3 protein-coding genes are annotated in these 3,858 nt (G+C 69.9%); 1 reads left to right on the forward strand and 2 read right to left on the reverse strand.

The genetic code is table 11. The annotated features are described in order from the left end of the window. The first annotated feature begins 487 nt into the window (after nt 1–487). Nucleotides 488–1,864 carry a hypothetical protein gene (locus tag AC07AB_RS40115; protein WP_478577648.1) on the forward strand — a complete coding sequence of 459 codons (1,377 nt, stop codon included), beginning with the start codon at nt 488–490 and terminating at the stop codon, nt 1,862–1,864. Between the two features lie 948 nt (nt 1,865–2,812). Here AC07AB_RS40115 and AC07AB_RS40120 read toward each other — a convergent pair. Continuing rightward, entirely contained in the window at nt 2,813–2,974 is a 162-nt protein-coding gene (locus tag AC07AB_RS40120) for a hypothetical protein (RefSeq protein WP_478577651.1), read from the reverse strand. Between the two features lie 272 nt (nt 2,975–3,246). Next, on the reverse strand, nt 3,247–3,858 hold a 612-nt coding region (locus tag AC07AB_RS40125), incomplete at its 5' end, for a transposase (protein WP_478577653.1).

Consider the following 3,858-nt stretch of genomic DNA (forward strand, 5'->3'; position numbering starts at 1 on the left):
TGACAGCACGACAGGCCACAACTCCCACGGGATCACCCGCCCTATGCCCGACCAGCGGAAACGCGGCCCTCAAGTCCGGAAAGACAACAACGTCTGACGCGGCACTAGTCATAGCCCCCCAACGACACATCGCGGGGCAGGTGACGGCTCAGGCTTCCGGGCCGTTCGCCCAGTGTGGCGCAGGCGCGGAGGTGCGGTTCCCAAACCGCGGGATCACATGCCGGAACTCCTCGGGCCGGTGCGCGATGAGCGGGTGCGTTGAATCGCGCAAAGGGGCTGGGACGGGGGCTTGTTCACTCGTGTGAGTGGCGTGGCCGGGAGGGGCGAGGGCACGTATGAGGTGTCCGGTATGCCCGCACAGCGTGGTGTCGGGACGACTGGGGCCGTATCGCGGAAGCCTGGGCCTTCGGGCCGGTGGCGGGTTGTCTCCGAGGGTCGCCGCGCCGCTGCCTCGCCGACGGGCCGGAAAAAGCGGAAGGAGCTTTTCATGTCTCGTGCCCCCGCACGTGTGACCGCTCTCGGCATGACGCTGGGGGTGATGGCAGCCGGTCTGGTGGTGCTCGCCCCGGCCGCGCATGCCGCCACCACCTGCACCATCAACGGCAGTTCCGTCACCTCGACGCTGATCACCGGCGGACCGGGGAACGACATCATCGTCTGTACGGCCGGTGTGGCCGTCGACACCGTCGTGAACGGTGGCGGCGGAAACGATCAGATCACTGTCACCGGCCGCATCGTGGGTGCCGGGACGGTCGGCGGGTCCCTCTACGGTGGCGCTGGAGCCGACACCATCACCATCACCATGCCCCCCGTCACAGGGGGAACCCCGCTCAACGCGAGGTTCGGCGTCACGGGAACGGTACGCGGCGGGGCCCCTGTGCTCGGTCCTCTCCTCGATGGCAACGACAGCATCACCGTCACCGGCGGCAACGCGACCGAGGAAGACCTCCCTGGCGGCACCGGCGTGACCGGCACCGTCGCGGGCGACGGCGGCGACGACACCATCGGTATCAGCGGCGGCGACTCAGCCACGGCAGGCGGCTTGGGGGGAGAGGGCGTCGACGGCGGCAGTGTCCAGGGCGGTGGCGGAAGCGACCGGATCACCATCAGCGGCGGTACCCGGGGATCGGAGAGCGGTTTTGCCCTGCGCCAGGGTGAGATCCGCGGCGCAGGCGCCCTCCTCGGGGGCCTCTCCGACAGTGACGACACCATCGACATCCCCAAGGGCAGTATTGACGTCGGTGGCCTCGTCAACGGCGATGGAGGCGACGACACCATCAGTGTCGCCGAGGTGACCGAGTTCGGCGGAAGGAACCTCGGCACCGTCCGGGGAGGAATCGGCAGCGACAAGCTCACTGTGCGCGTTAACGCCAGCGCTGTCGATGGCGGCCCCGGCACCGACACCATCGACGTCACTACGAACATCGAGGGCGACGCGCGCGTCACCGGAAGCTCCGGTGACGACAAGATCACGGTGGATAGCAACGCCGCGGCCGTCGACGGCGGTGCCGGCAGCGACACAATCAACGTTGGAGGAAACGAGGATCTCGTCACCGGTAACGCCGGAAACGACACCATCACCGTGAGCGACAATGGGGCGGTCGCCACGGTCCTGGGAGGCGCGGGCAACGACTCGATCACCGTGCCCGACAACACCGGAACCGTTGACGGCGGCCCCGGAACCAACCAGTGCAACGTCCAGGGCAACACCCCCCTCAACTGCCAGAACACCACCACCCGCGCCCCGCAGACCGGCACGCTGACAGGAGGGCCAGCGGAAGCGCCGTCCGGCGGCCGCGACGCCGCTCTCGTCCCCGCCGCCGTGGCCCGTGCGCGGGAGCAGGACAACAAGGCAGACATCTGAGCTCGTTCGCCGCCCCGGTGAGATCACGCCGTCCGGACCGGGGCGGCACCGGGGTCCGTACCGCCGCCCGCCGCCTGTGAACAGGCTCCCGTAGCCGTTGGGCAGCACCTAGCCGGCCCACTGCCGGCAGCCCGCAGGGATGCCGTTGACCGGCCGGGGAAGGGCGACCCAGGTACGCACGGCTCACCCCGGGATGATGCAGAACCCGCCCGTCATTCCAGGCGACGGACCAGGGCGTTACTACCCTCGCGGTGAGGCTTGGTGAGCAGCCGTGACTCACCGCCGCGCGCTGACCGCGCTTGCTCTCACCTCCACTGCCGTCACCGGCGCGATCATCCTGCCCGCGCCGGCCACCGCGGGTGGGATCGGTGACTTCCTGTCACCCGCCTTCGTCACCAGCCGCGGCAACCACCACGGAGCCCATGCAGACGGTGCGAGGACTGCGGGTAGCGGCGCGGCCGGCAGCAACATGCTCGGTATCCCTCCCGGCAGTGCGCTCAACCAGTGCGGCGGCGCCGGCCTCCCCGGCGCCACGAAGTTCCCCAGCGCCCCCGGCCGCTGCGCTGCGGCTTCTTCCCGCTCTGCAGGAGGTGGCCGGCCAGCTGTTGATCCGATGACACTGCGCGGATACGCAAACCCATCGTCCAGGGATTTTGGGACCGGGTGGACCCCTGCCGGCTGGCTGACGTTCTCGGGCAGCGTGTACAGGCCGGTGTCAAGGACCAGGCCAGGCCGCCGCCGCCCCGCCCATGCCGCCCTTCACCCGCCCGCATCCCTGGGCGGGGTGAACGTCGGTACTCACCTCACACATGTGGGGGTGGTGTCGGGTCCGACCCAGGTTCGGATGGCCGGTTCGGCGGAAAAAAAGAAGCGGCCCACGGGGGCCGTTGCGAAGGAGGATTCGTTCATGAACGTTCCACAAACGGCATCATCGGGCAGGGGCGGGCATCAGCTTGCCGGGCGACTGAGCAGGGCCGCGGTGGTCGTGATGGTGGCGGCCGCCGGCCTGGGCAGCGCTGCCCCGCCCGCCCCGGCCGCGCCCGCGGCCGGATCCCGCACGTTCACCACCAACAGCACCTTCACGGTGCCGGCCGGGGTCACCACGCTCACCGCGCAGGTCTGGGGTGCCGGTGCCGGTGCCGGTGCCGGTGCCGGGGGCGGAGGCGGAGGCGGAGGCGCCACCAGCGGTATCCCTGGCCACGTCGACCCCGAAGGACCTGGGGGCGGAGGAGCGGGAGGCAGCAACGGCACCTACATCCAGTGCCGACTGCACGGGGTCAGCGCTCTGCAGAACTACTCGGTCACCGTGGGCAAGGGCGGCGGAGGCGGGACCGGAGGCTTTACTGAGCTTGACTCTGTCGGGGATCTTGGAGCCGTCGAGGTCAGGTGCCCAGGGTTCGCCAGGACTTCGGCCGGGGCATCTCGCGCTGGTCGAGGTAGTTCTGGAAGGCGGTTGGTCGGCGGGGTGCGGGTGCTTCCTCGGTTGGTGGCAGTTGGCTGAGGCGCTCGATGTTGACGGCGATGGCCGTCAGGACGTGCTGGGTGTGGGCCTTCCCCTGTCCTCGGTAGCGGCAGCGCCGCATGCCGTGCCCGTGGGCGAACTCGTTGACCGTGCCCTCCACTCCGGAGCGGACCGCATAGCGGGCCTTCCACTCGGGCGTCTGTTGTTCCGTGCGGACGCGGAGTTGCAGGTCGCGGAGCTCTCGCGGGGGAAATCCCACGGTGCGGACATTGTCGGCGGTGCTGGTGCACTGGGTGCGGGCCGGGCAGGGGCGGCACTGGCTCTTGGTGAACCGGGCCACGATCAGCGGGGCCGCGGTGGGCGAGGAGGTCAGGTAGGGGCCGTGCCAGCCCGCGCTGACCTGGCCCTGGGGACAGGTGACCTGCTGCTTGTCGTAGTCGATGTGGAAGTCGTCCCGGGCGAAGCCCTCATTTTGGCGGTGTTGGCGGGTGGGGTTGCTCCGGAGCGGCCCGGAGACGGTGACCCGGTGTTC

The sequence above is a fragment of the Streptomyces sp. NPDC044033 genome (genome assembly GCF_056434425.1).

Bases quoted from the DNA above. Each gene is read 5' to 3' on its own strand.
- AC07AB_RS40115 (WP_478577648.1), top strand. From the start codon at position 488: ATGTCTCGTGCCCCCGCACGTGTGACCGCTCTCGGCATGACGCTGGGG.